Consider the following 15,277-nt stretch of genomic DNA (forward strand, 5'->3'; position numbering starts at 1 on the left):
ATGTGTATAAGAGACAGCGGCGATCCTGCCCACGGACGGCAGGCGGATCGTGCGGGCACTGGAAGTGGTGGAACTGACCGGAGCGCCGTTCGCCGCCTCCGCACCGACGATCGGAGCGCCGCGCTGGGATACCGTGATCATCGGATTGGACTGCGACACAGCCATTCTCGACGAGAGACTGGCTGTTCGCACCGAGACCATGTTTGCCCAGGGGCTGGTCGCCGAAGTTCAGGGACTGCTGCAGTCGGGGTTGCGGGACGGGGTCACCGCCGCCAGAGCGCTGGGCTACGCCCAGGTGATCGCCGACCTCGATGCCGGAGGCGACGGTGCTGGCGCCCAGGAACCGACCTTCATCGGCACCCGCCGGTATGTGCGCCGCCAGCGCTCCTGGTTCCGCCGCGACCATCGCACCCATTGGCTCGACGCCGCCGGCGGTGGCCTGCTCGACGCGGCGCTGGCCGCGGTGCGGCACGTATCCTGAGCACATGCTTTTCGCCAAGGGCCACGGCACCCAGAACGACTTCGTGTTGCTGCCGGACCTGGACGCGGCACTGGAGTTGACCCCGGCCGCGGTGGCCGCGCTGTGCGACCGCCGTCGCGGCCTGGGCGCCGACGGTCTGTTGCGGGTGACCACCGCCGGTGCGGCGGCGGGCGCCGGGGTGCTCGACCAGCTGCCCGAGGGAGTCGCGCCCGGCGACTGGTTCATGGACTACCGCAACGCCGATGGCTCGGTGGCTGAGATGTGCGGCAACGGAGTCCGGGTGTTCGCGCACTATCTGCGCGCCGCCGGCCTGGAATCGGCCGACGAGTTCGTCGTCGGTTCCTTGGCCGGCCCGCGACCGGTGGTCGTGCACCACGCCGACGACGTGCACGCCGAGGTGACCGTCGACATGGGCAAGCCGAACCTGCTCGGGAGCTCCGGACCGGCCTTCGAGGCACTGGTCGGGGGGCAGCGCTTCGCGGGCCTGGGCGTCGACGTCGGCAACCCGCACCTGGCCTGCGTGGATCCGGGATTGTCCGTGGCCGATCTGGCCGCCCTTGATGTCGGTGCGCCGGTGGTGTTCGACACCGCCCAGTTCCCCAATGGGGTGAACGTGGAGATCCTGACCGCTCCGCGCCAGGGTGCGGTGGCGATGCGGGTGCATGAGCGCGGTGTCGGCGAGACCCGCTCGTGCGGCACCGGCACGGTGGCCGCCGTGGTGGCGGCCCTGGCGTACAGCGGAGTCTCGACCGGCACGCTGCGGGTCGACATCCCCGGCGGACAAGTCAGCGTCACCGTCACCGAGGCGGGCAGCTACTTGCGCGGGCCGTCGGAGCTGGTGGCCCGGGGCGACATCGCGCCGCGGTGGTGGGCGGCGCAGTGAGCTATCCCGACTCGAGGCCCCAGCCCAGCACCGGTGAGCTGAACCTCGACGACCGCGCGGCACTGCGCCGTGTCGCCGGGCTGTCCACCGAACTCGCCGACATCTCCGAGGTCGAATACCGGCAACTGCGCCTGGAACGGGTGGTGTTGGTCGGTGTGTGGACCGAAGGCACCGCCGCCGAGGCCGACGCCAGCATGGTGGAGCTGGCCGCGCTGGCCGAAACCGCCGGCTCGGAAGTGCTCGAAGGCCTGATCCAGCGTCGCGAACGGCCCGACCCGGCCACCTATATCGGTTCCGGCAAGGCGCAAGAGTTGCGCGAGATGGTGCTGGCCACCGGCGCCGACACCGTCATCTGCGATGGGGAGCTGTCCCCGGCCCAGTTGAATGCGCTGGAAAAGGCGGTCAAGGTCAAGGTGATCGACCGCACCGCGCTGATCCTCGACATCTTCGCCCAGCACGCCACCAGCGCCGAAGGCAAGGCGCAGGTGGCGCTCGCGCAGATGCAGTACATGCTGCCGCGCCTGCGCGGCTGGGGTGAGTCGATGTCACGTCAGGCCGGTGGGCGGGCCGGCGGCGCCGGCGGTGGGGTGGGCACCCGCGGTCCCGGTGAGACCAAGATCGAAACCGACCGGCGGCGTATCCGGGAACGGATGTCCAAGCTGCGGCGCGAGATCAAGGCTATGAAGCAGGTGCGCGACACCCAGCGCAGCCGCCGCCGGCACAGTGACGTCCCTTCGGTGGCCATCGTCGGCTACACCAACGCCGGCAAATCCAGCCTGCTCAACGCACTGACCGGTGCCGGAGTGCTCGTTCAGGATGCGCTGTTCGCCACCCTGGAACCGACTACGCGCCGTGGGCAATTCGACGATGACCGTCCTTTTGTGTTGACCGACACAGTCGGGTTCGTTCGGCACCTGCCCACGCAGTTGGTGGAGGCGTTCCGTTCCACCCTGGAAGAAGTCGCCGATGCCGACTTGCTGGTGCATGTGGTCGACGGCTCTGATCCGGCGCCACTGGCGCAGATCGCCGCGGTCCGTGAGGTGATCTCCGACGTCATCGCCGAGCACGATTCCGGACCGACTGGCCAGCGTGCTCCGGAACTGTTGGTGGTCAACAAGATTGACGCCGCCGGAGATCTGGCGTTGGCGCAGCTGCGACGGGCCTTGCCCGACGCGGTGTTCGTCTCGGCGCACACCGGAGACGGCATTGACGCGCTGCGCCAACGGATGGCGCAGTTGGTGGCCCCGGTCGACACCGCAGTGGATGTCGTCATCCCTTACGGTCGTGGCGATTTGGTGGCCAGGGTGCATGAACAAGGCCGGGTGCAGCTGGCAGAGCACGGTGAGGGCGGTACCCGAATCCGTGCGCGGGTTCCCGCGGCACTGGCAGCGAGTCTGCGGGAATTCGCCGCCTTTTAGGTATTGCCGCACCGGTGCTATAGGCTGGTGCTCACGCGTCGTGGAACGCTTACTCACCGCCGTCCGGCCCCTGATGCCGATTTCAGCTGGCGTGTGAAGCTCTTCTCGCGGCGATCGCTATTGCCAACAGGCAATCTCGCCAACTCTGTGTTGCAGACAGATCGGTCCGCCTTGACGGCCGCTGTGGCACAGCCGATGCCGGAAAGGCATGTCATGACCACCAATTCATTCGCCGAACTCGGCGTGCCCGCTGAACTTGTCAGTGTGCTCGCCAATCGCGGTATTGCTGCTCCCTTCCCGATTCAGGTGGCGACCCTGCCGGACAGTCTGGCCGGCCGTGATGTGCTGGGTCGCGGCAAGACCGGCAGCGGCAAGACGCTGGCCTTCTCCCTGCCGCTGGTAGCTCGGCTGGTTGGCGAGAAGCGTCGCCCCGCCCGGCCGACCGGCCTGGTGCTGGCACCCACGCGGGAACTGGCCACCCAGATCGCCGCGACGCTGGAACCGTTGGCGGCCGCCAGTGGGCTGAAGGTGACCACCATCTTCGGTGGCGTCTCGCAGAACCGCCAGGTGTCCGCGCTCAACGCAGGCGCCGACATCGTGGTGGCCTGCCCCGGCCGGCTCGAAGACCTGATGAAGCAGCGGCTGATCACGCTGGACGCGGTACGCATCAGCGTGCTGGACGAAGCCGACCACATGGCCGACCTCGGCTTCCTGCCCGGAGTCACCCGCATTCTGGCCGCGACCTCCGAAACCGGTCAGCGACTGCTGTTCTCGGCCACGCTGGACAACGGGGTCGACAAGCTGGTTCGGCGTTTTCTGCGGAACCCGGTGTCGCACTCCGTCGATGAACTCGACGCGCCCCCTCCGGCGATGACCCATCATGTGTTCCACGTGGCCGGGCTGCAGGACAAGAAGGATCTGGTGCAGCTGTTGGCGTCCGGCACCGGGCGGCGAATCCTGTTCTTGCGGACCAAGCATCAGGCCCGGAAACTGGCCCGCCAGCTCACCGAGTCCGGTGTGCCGTCGGTCGACCTGCACGGCAACTTGTCTCAACCGGCCCGCGAGCGCAATCTTGCGGCGTTCGCCGAGGGGGACGTGCGGGTTCTGGTGGCCACCGACATCGCCGCCCGCGGGGTGCACGTCGATGAGGTCGAATTGGTGGTTCACGTGGACCCGCCCGCCGAGCACAAGGCGTACCTGCACCGTTCCGGGCGTACGGCACGCGCCGGCAGCGCCGGCGATGTCGTCACCGTCGTCCTGCCCGAGCAGCGGCGCGAGACTCAGGTGCTGTTGCGCCGCGCGGGCATCAGCGTCGCCCCGCAACAGGTGGCAGCAGATTCCGCCTCGGTGCGCGACTTGGTGGGGGAGGTGGCGCCGTTGCGGGTGCCCGCCCCGGTGGCCCCGAAGGCCGCTCCGCCGGGCCGCGCCAAGAGTGCGCCGGGCCAGACCTCGCCGGGCCAGACCTCACCGGGCGGGTCCGGCCGTCCGCGACGCCGTCGTGGCGGCAGCGGTGCTGCACAGCCGGCATCTCAGGCCGGTGGCCGGCGCCGGCCGCGGGGCGGTGCCGGCCAGCGGCGGCACGATGGGGTGGCGCGCTAGCGCTGACACCCACCACTGCGTCGCCCAACCATCCGGTTGGTCTATTCTCGTCGGAAAGATCAGTCGACCGGAGGTCAGGCAATGAGTGCCGCAGTCAAGTACCAGCGAACCCTGTTCGAGCCCGAACACGAGCTGTTCCGGGAGTCGTTCCGCGCCTTCCTGGATCGGCACGCCGCGCCCAACCAGGAGGAGTGGGAGAAGGCCAAGATCGTCGACCGCTCCGTGTGGCTCGAGGCCGGCAAACAGGGCTTCCTGGGCATGGCGGTGCCCGAGGAGTACGGCGGCGGCGGCAACCCGGACTTCCGCTACAACACGATCATCACCGAGGAAGTCACCGCGGGCCGCTACAGCGGGCTGGGTTTTAGCCTGCACAACGACGTTTGCGCGCCGTACCTGTTGGAACTGTGCAACGAGGAGCAGAAGCAGCGCTGGCTGCCGAAGTTCTGCACCGGTGAGCTGATCACCGCGATCGCCATGACCGAGCCGGGCACCGGTAGTGACCTGCAGGGCATCAAGACCCGCGCGGTCAAGCAGGGTGACCACTACGTGCTCAACGGCTCCAAGACGTTCATCACCAACGGCATTCACTCCGACCTGGTGATCGTCGTCGCCCAGACCGACCCCGACAAGGGTGCGCAGGGCTTCAGCCTGCTGGTCGTGGAGCGGGGGATGGAGGGCTTCGAGCGTGGCCGCCACCTGGACAAGATTGGTCTGGACGCCCAGGACACCGCGGAGCTGTCCTTCACCGACGTGCATGTCCCGGTGGAGAACCTGCTCGGCGAGGAGGGCAAGGGCTTCATCTACCTGATGCAGAACCTGCCGCAGGAGCGCATTTCGATCGCGATCATGGCCGCCGGGGCGATGGAGGCGGTGCTGGAGCAGACCATCCAGTACACCAAGGAGCGCAAGGCCTTCGGCAAGCCGATCGGCAGTTTCCAGAACAGCCGGTTCCTGCTGGCCGAGCTGGCCACCGAGGCCACCGTGGTGCGGATGATGGTCGACGAGTTCGTGCGGCTCCACCTGGACAAGAAGTTGACCGTCGAGCAGGCCGCGATGGCCAAGTGGTATTCCACCGAGAAGCAGGTGCACCTGATCGACCGCTGCCTGCAGCTGCACGGTGGATACGGCTACATGCGCGAATACCCGGTCGCGCGGGCCTATCTGGATGCCCGCGTTCAGACCATTTACGGCGGCACGACCGAGATCATGAAAGAGATCATCGGCCGCAGCCTCGGCGTCTAGCCGAGGCAATCGGGAACGATTTGGCGCCCCAACAGGGGCGCTACCTGCATGTTTGGTAGCGCCCCTCGTTCCGTTCGGGTCAGCGGCTTTTGCATCATTTCAGCATCGGCTGGGTATCTGTTTCCGCAATATCGATGACTTGGCTTCGAAACTCGGGCCGATTGCGGGAAAGTCTATGCCGGAAACATTTGCGTCGATAATGTCGATAATGATGCCTGGGAGGGCTGGTGACTAGTCGGAAAGATCGGTTCGGCAAGACGGCGGTGCGCATGGCGCTCGGCCTGGCGGCGACGGTCACCGTGCTCTTGTCGGTGCAAACCGCTGCGGCGACGCCCGACAGCGATGCCCGCGACGCCATCACGGCGGCGTGGCAGGCGGCCGGCGGGGACGGATCCCCGCTGGGGGCGCCCAACGGCGACGTACACCCGGCCGGTGTCGGATTCGCCCAGGACTTCGCCGGGGGCACCATCTTCTTCACCCCGGAGACCGGCGCGAAGGCGCTGTACGGGGCGATCCTGGACAAATACGAGGCACTGGGCGGTGCGGCCGACAATGGACTCGGCTTCCCCAGCAGCGATGAGGTGCCCGGGCTTGTTCCCGACAGCCGGGTGGCCATCCTTTCCGGGCCCGACAACCCGGTGATCTTCTGGACACCCGAACATGGCGCCCACGTGGTGCGCGGGCCGATCAATGCCGGCTGGGACAAGCTGGGCAGCTCCACCGGTGCGCTCGGCGTCCCGGTCGAGGACGAGAGCTACGACGGAGCTGTCGTCACCCAGAAGTTCAGCGCCGGGACGCTGTCCTTCGACAGCGCGACCAGGACGTTTACCACGGTGCCGCCGGAGCTGGCAGCGCAGCTGGCAGATGTGCAGGCCCAGGTCGACGCGACCGCGGCCATCGATCAGGTCTGGCGCAGCGCCGGCGGACCCGCCGGCGCACTGGGGCCAAAGCAGGGCGATCAGTACGCGATAGGCGAGAACGGCGGGGTGGGTCAGGACTTTGCCCACGGCAAGGTCTATTTCAGTCCGCTCACCGGAGCCAATGCGGTTGAAGGCGACGTGCTGGCCAAGTACGAGTCGCTGGGCGGTCCTGCCGGCAGCGATCTCGGCTTCCCGATCACCGGCACGGCTGACGGAGCGCTGGCGGGCAGCAAGTTCAATTCTTTTGCCGCCGACGACGAGCCGGTGATCTTCTTCAGCCCCGACAACGGCGCCTTCGTGGTACGCGGGGCGATCAAGTCGGCGTGGGACAAGCTCGACGGAGCTTCCGGAAAGCTGGGCGCCCCCGTGGGCGACCAGAGCGTCGAAGGTGACGTGGTGTCGCAGAAGTTCACCGGCGGCTCGATCGCGTGGAACCAGGCGAACAACACCTACAGCACCGAACCGGCCGAGCTCGCGCAATCGTTGTCGGGCTTGCAAATTCCCGGTACGAATCTGCCCGACGGCAGCAAGTCGACATCGACTGGCGCCGCCAAGGAGACGCACTGGAACTGGATGTGGGTGCTGATCCCGGTGGTGGTGCTGGCAGTGCTGGGGGCGCTCGCCGGCGTGGCGATGTGGTGGCAGCGGCGTCGGCCGGCCGCTGTACTGCCGGGCTCGCCGGTGGCAGTGCCGGCCCCGGTCGCCGACGACTACGACGACGATGACGAGCAGTGGGCCCACCACGACCGACGTGATGACCACCGTGATGAGCACCGCGACGACCACCGCGAGCACGAGGGCACCGTCCGGCTGCCGAGTCGCTACGGAGCCTCCGCATCGCCGTATCCCTCCGAGCCTGAACTGCCCGTCTCCTCGATCCCGGATGCGCCGTGGCTGCACTACGGCGAGCACGAGAGCGAGGCGGAGGTCGACGACGATGACGACACCGACACCGCCCCCACCCGGGTGGTGACCGAAGAAGATTTCGGCACCGGTCGGCACGCCGTGGGTCACGGCGGTGCCGGGTCGGACCCACGCGGGTTCGGCGCTGTCCCAGAGCCCCGCAGGTTCGGCGGCGGCGCGGACACCCGCACCTTCGGCGGTGGCGGCGAAGCGCGCACGGTCGGTATCGACGAAACCGTGCATCCGGTGATGCACCTTCCGCTGGACGACCCGTACCAGCAGCCGAACGGCTACCCGATCAAGGCGAACATCGGCTCGGGGCTCTACTACACCCCGCAGAACGCGCTGTATGACGACACCCTGGCCGAGATCTGGTTCGCCACCGAGGATGCGGCCCGACTTAACGGCTTCACCAGGGCCGGCTGATCATCGCAGCGGCAGCGGTAGGTCGCGTTCGCGCTGCGGCCGAGGCCCGAAGAGGCGCCGCTGCGCCGCGGTGATCGCGATGTCGTTGATGCTGGACTCGCGGCGACTCATTCGGCCGTCGGCGGCGAACTCCCACAGCTCGTTGCCGTAGCTGCGCCACCATTGGCCGTCCGCGTCGCGGCATTCGTACTGATAACGCACCGCGATTCGGTTGCCCTGGTAGCACCAGAGCTCTTTGCGCAGTGCGTAGTCGCGTTCGGCGGCCCATTTGCGCCGCAGGAATGCCTCGATCTCCGCACGCCCGGCGAGAAATTCGTCGCGGTTCCGCCACACCGAGTCCTCGGTGTAGGCCAGCGCCACACGTGCGGGATCCCGGGTGTTCCAGGAGTCCTCGGCGGCCTGCACCTTGAGGCGTGCCGACTCCTCATCGAACGGTGGGCGCGCGAACACGATCAGATCTTGCGGATGACGGTCACGACCTTGCCCAGCACCACCGCGTCGTTGCCGGGAATGGGATCGAAAATGGGGTTGTGCGGCATCAGCCAGACCTGACCGCCGGTGCGTTTGAACGTCTTGACGGTGGCCTCGCCATCGATCATGGCGGCCACGATGTCGCCGTTGTCAGCGACATTCTGCTGGCGCACCACAACCCAGTCGCCGTCGCAGATCGCGGCGTCCACCATCGATTCGCCGACCACCTTGAGCAAGAACAGTTCGCCTTCGCCGACCAACTCGCGGGGGAGCGGGAAGACATCCTCGACGGCCTCCTCGGCCAAGATCGGCCCGCCGGCCGCGATCCGGCCCAGAACCGGGACGAAGGTGGGCTCGGGCAGCGCATCCGAACCGGCGAACTCGGTGCGCTGGGCGGCCTCGGCGGCGCCGGCCACGTCGTCCTGGCCACGGACGTCGACAGCGCGGGGACGGTTGGGGTCCCGGCGCAGGTAGCCCTTGCGCTCGAGCGTGCGCAACTGGTGCGCAACCGAAGAGGTCGAGGTCAGCCCGACGGCGTCGCCGATCTCGCGGATGCTCGGCGGGTAACCCCGTTCGTTCACCGAGGCGCGGATGACATTCAGGATCGTTCGCTGCCGGGCGGTCAGCGCTGAGTCCGGGCCCGCCAGGTTGCTGCTGCTGTCACTCATGGGCGCAAATCTAGTCGCATAACTGCGTTTAATCAAACATGTGTTCGAGGTGTGTCGCGCGGACGTTCGAAACTGCCGGGGACTTGTCGGACCCTTTCGCTAATGTTTTCGACAACGAATCGATCACATGTTCGGACATCGAACGTACGATCGATTATTATTCGAACAGTCGAGCGAACAGGGTCGCCGACGCCGAGTGAGGGAGAACCGCACATGATGCTCATCGACACGATCGCTCCGACGTTTGAGCCGACCCGCAGCACCGAGCGACCCCAGGTGCAGCGCGGTCCCCGGACCTCGGGTCGCGCCTACCCCATCCGCACCCAGCCGGCACGGCTGGTTCGGCAGCGGCCGGGCGGTGCGCCGCTGCGCCACCGCGGTTCCGGGGTGCTGATGTCACGTGCCCCGCACCGGCCGCAGCCCGTCAAGGCCATCACCCCGGTGACCACCGTCGTGCTGGCTTTGATCGCCGCCGGGATCACCGTGTGGCTCGGGCTGATCGCCCAGTTCGGCGCGGCAGCGGCGGGCACTACCTCCGCGGTGCCCGACCAGCTCGGCGTGGTGAGCGTCCAGAGTGGGGAGAGCTTGGCGCACCTGGCGGCCCGCGTAGCACCGGACGCGCCGGCCGGAGAGGTCATCGAGCGCATCCGCGAGCTCAACAGCCTGGAGTCGGTGGCTCTGGACGCCGGCCAGACACTGATCGCTCCACTGGGCTGAGGGTAGTCGTGTCGGTTCGGTCGCCGATTGCGGCCACTGCGCAGCCCCGGCGGCAACCCGCGCAGGTACGCTCGCAGTTGTCCCAATGGCCCACGGTGCCCCAGCTTTCTGAGGGCGCGGGTTCCCGGCACGGCGAAGGAGCGGCAATGCACTGCCCGTTTTGTCGCCATCCGGACTCCCGGGTGGTGGATTCCCGCGAAGCCGATGAAGGCCAGGCCATTCGGCGTCGTCGGTCCTGTCCGGAATGCGGCCGCCGTTTCTCGACGGTGGAAACCGCAGTGCTGGCCGTGGTCAAACGCAGTGGGGTCACTGAGCCCTTCAGCCGGGAGAAGGTCATGCGCGGGGTGCGCCGGGCCTGCCAGGGCCGCCAGGTTGACGACGACGCGCTGAACCTGCTGGCTCAGCAGGTGGAAGATGCTGTGCGAGCGGCCGGTTCGCCGGAGATTCCCAGTCACGAGGTGGGGTTGGCGATTCTGGGTCCACTGCGCGAACTCGACGAAGTGGCCTATCTGCGATTCGCCTCGGTTTACCGGTCCTTCTCCTCGGCCGCCGACTTCGAACGAGAGATCGAGGCCCTGCGCGAACACCGCGAGATGCCCAGTACCAGTTGAGCCGCGCGGGCGACCAAGCGCACTACGCTGGCGACATGGCACCCGAGTTGCACCCAAACCTTGTGGAGCTCGCCCCGCTGTTGGGCACCTGGTCAGGCCGGGGATCCGGGGTGTATCCCACGATCGCGGCATTCGACTACCTCGAAGAGGTGGTGTTCTCACACGTCGGCAAGCCGTTCCTGGTTTACGGCCAGAAGACCAAGTCGCCCGCCGAGGGTCTGCCTCTGCATGCCGAGACCGGCTACCTGCGGGTGCCGCAACCCGGTCAGATCGAGTGGGTGCTGGCGCACCCCAGCGGTATCACCGAGATCGAGGTAGGCAGCTACACGGTCACCCCCAACGGTGTGGACCTGCAGATGTCCGCACCCACGATCGGGCTGGCGCCGACGGCCAAAGAGGTGACCGTCCTGAGCCGCCACTATCGCCTCGACGGCGATGAGTTGTCCTACACCCTGGATATGGGAGCAGTCGGCCAGCCCGCCCAGAACCACCTCACCGCCACGCTTCGTCGAACCACTGGCCCGACATAGCTCCATCCGGGACGATCAGTCGTCGCCGTCGAGGTTCTTCTTCGCCTCCTGCGCCAGGAAGCGCTCGAACTCGGCGCCGAGCTCGTCGGCGCTGGGCAGCTCCTCGTCGCGGGAAAGCAGCGAGCGATTTTCCTGGGCTGTGATGAAGGCGTCGTACTGGCGTTCCAGGGCCGACACCACTTGGGCCACTTCGGCGTTCGCTTCGACCTGCTGGTCGATCTTGGTCCGGATCTCGGCGGCGGAGTCGCGGAGGTCGCTCAGCGGCAGCTCCAGCGCGCCGGTTTGGGCGGCCTGCTTGAGCAGCGCCTCAGCGGCCTCCGGGTAGTCGGTCTGGGCGACGTAATGCGGCACATGCACGGTAAAGCCGACCACCTCGTGGCCGTGCTGAGCCATCCGGTATTCCAGCAGGTTGGACGCGCTGCCGGGAACCTGAACCTCGGTGATCCATGGGGTGAATTCGCTGATCAGGTCGCGATTGTTGGAATGTGCGGTCAGCGTCACCGGCCGGGTGTGCGGAACGGCCATCGGGATCGTGCCCAAGCCGATGGTCCGACGCACCCCGAGTTGCTCGGCCAACAGCCGCACCGCGGTAATGAACCGCTCCCACTTCAGGTCGGGCTCCATGCCCGCCAACAGAAGAAACGGGGTGCCCGCACTGTCCCGCAACGCGTGCAGGCTCAGCTCCGGTTCGGTGTAGTGGGTGAAGTGGTCGGACTTGAACGTCATCAGCGGCCGCCGCGAGCGGTAGTCGAGCAGGTCGTCGATCGCGAAGGACGCCACCAACTCACTGTCCAGCTTGCTCTTGAGGTGCTTGGCGGCCAGCCGAATCGCGTGGCCGGCGTCGGAGAACCCTTCCAGCGCGTGGATCAGGACCGGCCCCTCGCCATCCGCCGACATCAGCTGCGGAGCCGGCACCTCCAGCTCGTACATGCCGCTCGGCTCGATCTGGTAGTGCCGGTCCCGGTCGGGACCGGTGTCCGGGTGGTCGGCCATCGCCTTCGCCTCCTCTTCGTGCAGATCGCAGTGGATCGCACCGTCTATTTTCCCTCACCGGGGACCGCACGCCGAAAACGGTGCGCGTATGTGGTGCACAACGTACGCGGACGCCGTCGGATTCCACGGTGCCTCGGCGTTCGCTGAGCGAGGAAAATGTTTACCGGGCGCCTCAGCCGCGGAATTGCTGGAGCGCCCGCATCTTGTTCATCACGTCCAATGCGGCGTTCTTGTATGCCTCGGAGAAGGTCGGGTAGTTGAACACCGCATCTACCAGGTATTCCACCGTGCCGCCGCACCCCATGACGGCCTGGCCGATGTGCACCATCTCGGTCGCGTTGGTGCCGAAGATATGCACGCCGAGCAGCTTCAGGTCGCTGGTGGAGACCAGCAGCTTGAGCATTCCGTAGGAGTCACCGGCGATCTGACCGCGGGCCAGCTCGCGATACCGGGCCACCCCTACCTCATAGGGAATCGCGCTGCGGGTCAGTTCCAGTTCGGTGGCACCGACATAGGAGACCTCTGGGATCGAGTAGATCCCGATCGGCTGCAGGTCGGTGATCCCGTCGGTCGGCTCGCCGAATGCGTGGTAGGCCGCCAGTCGGCCCTGCTCCATGGATGTCGCGGCCAGGGCCGGGAAGCCGATCACATCACCGACGGCGTAGATGTGCTCGACGGCGGTCTGGAACGTTGCGTCGACGACGATGCGGCCCCGCTCGTCGGTGGCCAGGCCGGCGTTGGCCAACTCCAGGTGGGCAGTGTGGCCTTGGCGACCGGCCGAGTACATCACTGTCTCGGCGGGAATCTGCTTGCCGCTGGCCAACGTGGTGACGGTGCCGCTGGAGCTGACGTCGACGGCCGTCACCTCTTCGCCGAACCGGAAGGTGACGGCCAGGTCGCGCAGGTGAAAACGGAGGGCTTCGACGACCTCCGGGTCGCAGAACTCCAGCATCGAGTCTCGTTTCTCCACCACCGTCACCCGGGTGCCCAGCGCGGCGAACATCGAGGCGTACTCGATCCCGATCACACCGGCGCCGACGACCACCATCGACGCCGGGATGAATCGCAGGTCGAGGATCCCGTCGGAGTCCAGCACCCGTTCCTCGTCGAAGGTCACGCCGGCGGGGCGGACCGGCTTGGTTCCGGTGGCGATCACGATGTAATCGCCTGTGATGGTGGTTTTCTCGGTGCCGCCATGGCCGTCGACGACGATCGTGTGCGGGTCGATGAACCGGCCGTGTCCCAGCAGCAGGTCGATGCGGTTGCGCATCAACTGGTTGCGCACCACCTCGGTTTCCTTGCCGATCACATGCTGGGTGCGTGCCAACAGATCCGCGGGAGTGATCTTGTCCTTGACCCGGTAGCTGGCGCCGTAGAGGTCGCGCTGGTTCATCCCGGTCAGGTACAGCACCGCCTCGCGCAGCGTCTTGGACGGGATGGTGCCGGTGTTCACACAGACGCCGCCGATCATCCGGCCGCGTTCGACCACCGCAACCGACTTGCCGAGCTTGGCCGATGCGATGGCGGCCTTCTGCCCCCCTGGACCTGAACCGATCACGATGATGTCGTACTCGCGCTTGGCATCCATGACACAGACACTTACGCCCATTCGCCCCGTCGTGCATCTCGAACACGATCTGTTCACAGTTGTCGGTTCATCCCCAACCTGGTGGGCGGGCAGGCGTATGCGCGCCCCCGGTGACGGGGGTGGTCGTCAACGTGGCTGCCATGACAACCAGACAACCGCAATTCACGCTGAATCGTCCCGGAGCCCTTATCGCTGCGCTGCCGGCCATCCTTGGCTTCGTACCGGAGAAGTCCCTGATCCTGGTGGCGCTCGACAGGGGCGAGTTGGGCTCGGTGCTGCGCGTCGACCTGTCCGACGCACTTGTCGACACCGTGGGCCGGCTCGCCGATGTCGCGGCGGCCGCTGCTCCGGCCGCGGCCATCGCGGTGGTCGTCGATGCTGCGGGGGCGCGCTGCCCGGTCTGCAACGACCAGCACCGCCGGCTGATCGCTGCGCTGAGCGAGGAGTTGTCGGACCACGACATCGTGCTGCTCAGTGCGCACGTGGTGGACCAGGTGGCCCATGGTGGGCGGTGGCACTGTGTGGACGGTTGCGGCGCCGGCGGCCCGGTCGACGACCCGGGGGCATCGCCGCTTGCGGCCGCCGCGGTGCTGGAGGGCAGGCGACTGTACGCCCGGCGAGCAGACCTGCAGGCGGTCATCACGCCTGATGACGCCGCCCGCTGTGCCGCGGTGGCCGCGGCGATCGAGGACTGTGCGGCGCAGTGGGCGGCGGGGGAGGGTGATGCCCGGGTCCGGGCCCGCCGCGACGTGGAGCAGGTGCTGGCCGCCATCGTCGCGCCGGCGGGCGGCCGGGAGCCCACCGCTGCGGAGCTGGCCCGGCTCGGATGCCCGCTCGTCGATGTGGTGGTCCGGGACATCTTGTGCGCGTTAGCAATCAGCGAGCGCGCAGATGAGGCTGAGCGGCTTTGGTCGACGTTGGCCCGGGCCTTGCCCGAGCCGTGGCGGGCCGAGGCATTGGTGCTGCTGGCGTTCAGCGCCTACGCACGCGGCGACGGCCCGCTGGCCGGCGTGTCACTGGAGGCCGCCTTGCGCGGCAAGCCGGGGCATCGGATGGCGGGCCTACTCGACACCGCTTTGCAGTCCGGGCTGCGGCCGGAGCGCATCCGCGGGCTGGCGGACACCGGCTATCGTCTGGCCCGGCAGGTCGGGGTGCCGTTGCCGCAGCGGCAGGGGTTCAGTCAGCAAGCCGGCTGAGGCCGGCTGACCAGTGGAGCGCTCAGACCTTCTGGACCTTGACGGCGTGCGCCATCTCGTAGGGCAGGCTGACGTCGGTGTGGCCGGGGATCACGATGGTCACGCCGTCGTCGCCGTCGGCCTGCACGGTCACCCTGGCATTGGGCACCACACCGGCCTCCTTGAGCCGGGTGATCAGGTCGATATCGCCCTGGACGTGCTCGGTGAGCTGACGGACCACCACGGCCACCGGGGAACCGGCCGGCAACTGGGTCAGCCGCACCAGATCGGAATCCCAACCGGCGGAGTCCGCGCCGAAGCCGAGGTCGGGCAGGCCCGGGATGGGGTTGCCGAACGGCGACGTGGTCGGGTTGTCGAGTACCTGAACCAGGCGGCGCTCGACGTCCTCGCTCATCACATGTTCCCAGCGACAGGCCTCGGCATGTACCTCTTCCAGCGGCAGCCCGATGATGTCGACGAGCAGGCGCTCAGCCAGTCGGTGCTTGCGCATCACCGAGACGGCCAGGGTGCGGCCTTTCTCGGTCAGTTCGAGGTGGCGGTCGCCGGCCACTTTGAGCAAGCCGTCGCGCTCCATCCGGGAAACCGTCTGGCTGACGGTCGGCCCGCTTTGCTCCTGTCTCTTATACACATC

Annotated in this window: 14 protein-coding genes and 1 pseudogene; 10 read left to right on the forward strand and 5 right to left on the reverse strand. The window is 67.6% G+C overall.

From position 1 onward, the window contains the following. Positions 1 to 16 precede the first annotated feature (16 nt). The 6 genes and pseudogenes from LI94_RS16050 to LI94_RS16075 form a co-directional block, all read left to right on the forward strand. A pseudogene (locus LI94_RS16050) lies at positions 17 to 481 on the forward strand (tRNA (adenosine(37)-N6)-dimethylallyltransferase MiaA); the annotation flags it as partial. 4 nt (positions 482 to 485) lie between these two features. Continuing rightward, complete coding sequence (gene dapF / locus LI94_RS16055) at positions 486 to 1,364, forward strand: diaminopimelate epimerase (RefSeq protein ID WP_046301799.1); 879 nt, start codon at positions 486 to 488, stop codon at positions 1,362 to 1,364. Beyond that, positions 1,361 to 2,782, forward strand: coding sequence for a GTPase HflX (gene hflX, locus LI94_RS16060; protein WP_024443838.1), 1,422 nt, complete (start codon positions 1,361 to 1,363; stop codon positions 2,780 to 2,782). The genes dapF and hflX overlap by 4 nt, the downstream gene beginning before the upstream one ends. A gap of 213 nt (positions 2,783 to 2,995) precedes the next feature. Next, positions 2,996 to 4,381 (forward strand): DEAD/DEAH box helicase, encoded by a 1,386-nt coding sequence (locus LI94_RS16065; RefSeq protein ID WP_024443837.1) that lies wholly within the window; start codon positions 2,996 to 2,998, stop codon positions 4,379 to 4,381. 81 nt (positions 4,382 to 4,462) lie between these two features. Next, positions 4,463 to 5,623, forward strand: coding sequence for an acyl-CoA dehydrogenase family protein (locus LI94_RS16070; protein WP_024443836.1), 1,161 nt, complete (start codon positions 4,463 to 4,465; stop codon positions 5,621 to 5,623). A 227-nt stretch (positions 5,624 to 5,850) separates the two neighbouring features. Then, positions 5,851 to 7,872, forward strand: coding sequence for a hypothetical protein (locus LI94_RS16075; protein WP_239651249.1), 2,022 nt, complete (start codon positions 5,851 to 5,853; stop codon positions 7,870 to 7,872). On the opposite strand, the gene LI94_RS16080 is transcribed toward LI94_RS16075, so the two are convergent. Then, positions 7,873 to 8,322: a nuclear transport factor 2 family protein gene (locus tag LI94_RS16080; protein ID WP_046301800.1), complete on the reverse strand. Its 450-nt coding sequence runs from the start codon at positions 8,320 to 8,322 to the stop codon at positions 7,873 to 7,875. A gap of 2 nt (positions 8,323 to 8,324) precedes the next feature. Then, positions 8,325 to 9,011 (reverse strand): transcriptional repressor LexA, encoded by a 687-nt coding sequence (gene lexA, locus LI94_RS16085; protein ID WP_024443833.1) that lies wholly within the window; start codon positions 9,009 to 9,011, stop codon positions 8,325 to 8,327. A gap of 213 nt (positions 9,012 to 9,224) precedes the next feature. Between lexA and LI94_RS16090 the strand changes: the two genes are divergently transcribed. The 3 genes from LI94_RS16090 (at position 9,225) to LI94_RS16100 (ending at position 10,869) form a co-directional block, all read left to right on the forward strand. After that, entirely contained in the window at positions 9,225 to 9,728 is a 504-nt protein-coding gene (locus LI94_RS16090) for a LysM peptidoglycan-binding domain-containing protein (RefSeq protein WP_052739959.1), read from the forward strand. 146 nt (positions 9,729 to 9,874) lie between these two features. After that, positions 9,875 to 10,339, forward strand: a complete 465-nt coding sequence (gene nrdR / locus LI94_RS16095) for a transcriptional regulator NrdR (protein ID WP_046285677.1) — start codon at positions 9,875 to 9,877, stop codon at positions 10,337 to 10,339. A gap of 35 nt (positions 10,340 to 10,374) precedes the next feature. Then, positions 10,375 to 10,869 (forward strand): peroxynitrite isomerase, encoded by a 495-nt coding sequence (locus tag LI94_RS16100; RefSeq protein ID WP_046301801.1) that lies wholly within the window; start codon positions 10,375 to 10,377, stop codon positions 10,867 to 10,869. 15 nt (positions 10,870 to 10,884) lie between these two features. Here the strand turns inward: LI94_RS16100 and LI94_RS16105 are convergent, their stop codons facing one another. Both LI94_RS16105 and sthA read right to left on the reverse strand, forming a co-directional pair. Further along, a complete protein-coding gene (locus tag LI94_RS16105; RefSeq protein WP_046301802.1) occupies positions 10,885 to 11,862 on the reverse strand; it encodes a PAC2 family protein in 978 nt (325 codons plus the stop codon). Between the two features lie 172 nt (positions 11,863 to 12,034). Continuing rightward, positions 12,035 to 13,450: a Si-specific NAD(P)(+) transhydrogenase gene (gene sthA, locus LI94_RS16110; RefSeq protein ID WP_024443828.1), complete on the reverse strand. Its 1,416-nt coding sequence runs from the start codon at positions 13,448 to 13,450 to the stop codon at positions 12,035 to 12,037. 140 nt (positions 13,451 to 13,590) lie between these two features. On the opposite strand from sthA, the gene LI94_RS16115 reads away from it, so the two are divergent. Beyond that, complete coding sequence (locus tag LI94_RS16115; RefSeq protein ID WP_046301806.1) at positions 13,591 to 14,646, forward strand: DUF4192 domain-containing protein; 1,056 nt, start codon at positions 13,591 to 13,593, stop codon at positions 14,644 to 14,646. A gap of 22 nt (positions 14,647 to 14,668) precedes the next feature. Here LI94_RS16115 and LI94_RS16120 read toward each other — a convergent pair. After that, on the reverse strand, positions 14,669 to 15,277 hold a 609-nt coding region (locus LI94_RS16120), incomplete at its 5' end, for a metal-dependent transcriptional regulator (RefSeq protein ID WP_046301807.1).

The sequence above is a fragment of the Mycobacterium sp. UM_Kg27 genome (genome assembly GCF_000972905.1).
Lineage (GTDB): Bacteria > Actinomycetota > Actinomycetes > Mycobacteriales > Mycobacteriaceae > Mycobacterium.

What these genes read in the sequence shown, in the direction of transcription:
- LI94_RS16070 (WP_024443836.1), top strand. Translation starts at nt 4,463, where the DNA reads ATGAGTGCCGCAGTCAAGTACCAGCGAACCCTGTTCGAGCCCGAACAC.
- sthA (WP_024443828.1), bottom strand. Translation starts at nt 13,450, where the DNA reads ATGGATGCCAAGCGCGAGTACGACATCATCGTGATCGGTTCAGGTCCA.
- dapF (WP_046301799.1), top strand. Translation starts at nt 486, where the DNA reads ATGCTTTTCGCCAAGGGCCACGGCACCCAGAACGACTTCGTGTTGCTG.
- nrdR (WP_046285677.1), top strand. Translation starts at nt 9,875, where the DNA reads ATGCACTGCCCGTTTTGTCGCCATCCGGACTCCCGGGTGGTGGATTCC.
- lexA (WP_024443833.1), bottom strand. Translation starts at nt 9,011, where the DNA reads ATGAGTGACAGCAGCAGCAACCTGGCGGGCCCGGACTCAGCGCTGACC.
- LI94_RS16100 (WP_046301801.1), top strand. Translation starts at nt 10,375, where the DNA reads ATGGCACCCGAGTTGCACCCAAACCTTGTGGAGCTCGCCCCGCTGTTG.
- LI94_RS16115 (WP_046301806.1), top strand. Translation starts at nt 13,591, where the DNA reads ATGACAACCAGACAACCGCAATTCACGCTGAATCGTCCCGGAGCCCTT.
- LI94_RS16090 (WP_052739959.1), top strand. Translation starts at nt 9,225, where the DNA reads ATGATGCTCATCGACACGATCGCTCCGACGTTTGAGCCGACCCGCAGC.
- LI94_RS16065 (WP_024443837.1), top strand. Translation starts at nt 2,996, where the DNA reads ATGACCACCAATTCATTCGCCGAACTCGGCGTGCCCGCTGAACTTGTC.
- LI94_RS16105 (WP_046301802.1), bottom strand. Translation starts at nt 11,862, where the DNA reads ATGGCCGACCACCCGGACACCGGTCCCGACCGGGACCGGCACTACCAG.